At 55.1% G+C, this 2,265-nt stretch carries 2 protein-coding genes; one reads left to right on the top strand and one right to left on the bottom strand.

Going from position 1 to position 2,265, the window contains the following annotated elements; translation table 11 throughout:
• The first annotated feature begins 1,118 nt into the window (after positions 1-1,118).
• Positions 1,119-1,580 (top strand): hypothetical protein, encoded by a 462-nt coding sequence (locus ACR3FF_RS26790; protein ID WP_458191114.1) that lies wholly within the window; start codon positions 1,119-1,121, stop codon positions 1,578-1,580.
• On the opposite strand, the gene ACR3FF_RS26785 is transcribed toward ACR3FF_RS26790, so the two are convergent.
• Positions 1,572-2,129 (bottom strand): hypothetical protein, encoded by a 558-nt coding sequence (locus ACR3FF_RS26785; protein ID WP_458191113.1) that lies wholly within the window; start codon positions 2,127-2,129, stop codon positions 1,572-1,574. The genes ACR3FF_RS26790 and ACR3FF_RS26785 overlap by 9 nt on opposite strands.
• Positions 2,130-2,265: the final 136 nt, after the last annotated feature.

Genomic DNA, 2,265 nt, shown 5'->3' with positions numbered 1-2,265 from the left:
GTTCGGTTCTCTCCATCTGTGGACTCTAGTTCTCCTTCACTCAGCTACTACACCAACGTTCACTCTGGTCATCCGTGACTCAGCACAGCTCACGAAGCGACGCTCGGGAAGTACCGATATTGGCACCCCAGTATGGCGCCCATGTGGCACCCCACCTTTGCCGTCACATGGGTATTCCATGGGTACGTGCTACTGGCACCCCAGCTAGTGTACCAAGACTGGTTGACTGCGTGTCGCTCGTCGGCACCCCATTCCAGTGCGGATACTGGCACCCCACATAGTCGCTCGCGGGTTTCTCATTATGTCTTGGCAGTATAGACTGTCCACTTTTCTCGTCTATTGCTATTCCAGGGATGTCACGCCATACTCACTTGTGTTGGTCGTCATTTCACTTCTGCTGTCGCTATGCTGTTGCAGTCTCCCCGCTGTACGGTTTCTTGCTGTGCGGTACACTGCTTGGTGCTACTCATGGCGGCTTGCCGCCAGTGCTGTATCGCTGGTCCTGTCGGACCACGTTGTTCTCTATGTACCCGCTGGTCGCGCTGCTGGACTGTCCCTTTCGTCACTCTGTTGTTCTCCTTTGTCCGGCTCGGCCTGACTGTCCACCCTCTCGTTGTTCTTCTTTCTCGGCTGTCCTGCAGTGTGGACTGTCCCATTCTTCGTGTCCTCGTCGTCGACGCTTCGTTCTGGCAGACTGTCCGGGTGCTATTGCCCCCCAGCTGGCTGCTCTGTCGCATTACCCCAGATACCTCTGCTGGAAGTCTATTGGGGTGCTCTCGTTTCGTCTGTACTTGCATCATCTGTTTTGTGATAGATTGGGGGTGCCCACTGGCTCTCGCTGTCCTGGATTTGCCTACTTTCGTCGTGGGTCTGTTTACTCTGTATTCGGGGGTGTCAGCCCCCGCGTTGTGTCGCGCACACTCCTTTCCAGTTTCTGATAGAATTGAGGGGGTGCCCCCTTGCCGTTATTTTTTGGTGTTGTTTACCGCTTCATGCACAGCTATCGGGAGTTCTTGATACAGCTGTATAGTGCCCTAATATTGAAGGTGTACTACCTCAATAGTGCTGGGTGTAGCCATACTATGAACTCTGACACCTCCACACCAACCCCTGAAGAAATGCGAGACAAGCTAGGTGACCAACGCCGGAAAATGCTCGTCACACTCAACCGGGCCGACGAGGCCACATTGAATACGTCAACACTTCGACAGCGGGCCGACGTTCCCACCGGAAGTATCGACCATCATCTGAAGCTGCTCACCCGCTGGAATCTCATTGAGCAACAGCCGGATCGCACATACACTGGGCAAGGTGGCTCACGTGCTCGCGTGTGGCAGCTCACCGACGACGGAGTGGCATTCATCGAAGAGCATGACGACGTGCTCTCACCACCAGAAACCGCACAGACTGCCACACGGGTAACAGCGCTTGAAAATCGTATCAAAGACCTCGAAGCGGAAACCCGCCAGCGGCGGCAAGTTATCATCGACATCCTCGAAGTCATCTCCGGAGCACAAGACGACGAAACGCAAAAGCAAGTACAACAGATCCTCGCAGAGGCCGACACAAAGCTATCGTAATACGCCAAATCCACTGTCCGACTTGGTACTCTCCTTCTCGTCTCTGTTCGTATCGCATTCGCTGCTCACGTTCCCGGCAGTCGACGCTGTACCTTCCTCTCGCTTGGTGTCCACGTCGTCTTCGTTGTCCATCTCATGATCGTCTCTCTCACTGTCTGTGGCTGATTCATCGGTACTCTCGACGTTCGATTCCAGCTGATAACCGGACTCATCGTCTACCAGATCCGTCAGCGGTGTCTGTGTCTCGCCTTCATACAGTCGGATATCCATCGGTGTTTGCGTCTCTGGCGGAACCACGATCACGTCCCACTCGACCTCACTCAGGTCGCCATCCATTTCGTACTCGGGGATCACCGGCGGCTTGATATTCCGCTCGCCACCGCTCGGGTACGCATTCGCGTCGGTGAAGATGTCGGCTGCTGTCTTGAAGCGCGCATGGACGGTGCCCTCACTGTCGCGTAGCACGTACTCGCCAGTCTGCTCGTCATGTATCCAGACGTTTTCTCGACTTCCAGGCCGGGTCATCGTCTCGCCGTCGATCGTGAGCATCTGGGTGCCGGTGTAGAATCCATTCGTATTCGGTTAAGAGGCTAAATCGCAAGCCGACGGCTACCTGAACTCGTAGAGCGAAGGGGAGGTTGTATGAGACTCTCCCCGGATGCAATTACATCGCTGCTGACTTCGC

The sequence above is a fragment of the Haladaptatus ordinarius genome (assembly GCF_054177595.1).
This window is presented reverse-complemented; position numbering and strand designations above follow the sequence as displayed.

What these genes read in the sequence shown, in the direction of transcription:
- ACR3FF_RS26790 (WP_458191114.1), top strand. Translation starts at nt 1,119, where the DNA reads ATGCGAGACAAGCTAGGTGACCAACGCCGGAAAATGCTCGTCACACTC.
- ACR3FF_RS26785 (WP_458191113.1), bottom strand. Translation starts at nt 2,129, where the DNA reads ATGCTCACGATCGACGGCGAGACGATGACCCGGCCTGGAAGTCGAGAA.